At 66.5% G+C, this 230-nt stretch carries 1 protein-coding gene; it reads left to right on the plus strand.

What is annotated here, in order from left to right:
- Positions 1–230: hypothetical protein (locus ACWGTI_RS33020; protein ID WP_454590722.1), on the plus strand; the 230-nt coding region annotated here is incomplete at both ends.

Below are 230 nucleotides of genomic sequence, written 5' to 3' on the forward strand. Positions count from 1 at the left end.
CACTCTGCCGGGGCGCGCTCAGGCACCTTCGGCGGCCTTCAGTCCTTTGTCGACCTGAATGCGCCCACACCGTCCGACTTGCGCGACGATGCGCACTTTGCGCCAGCGCACTCTGCCGGGGCGCGCTCAGGAACCTTCGGCGGCCTTCAGTCTTTTGTCGACCTGAATGCGCCCACACCGTCCGATTTGCGCGACGATGCTCAATCTGCACCGATGCGTCCGCGCGGGGG

This window comes from Mesorhizobium sp. ArgA1 (assembly GCF_053714375.1).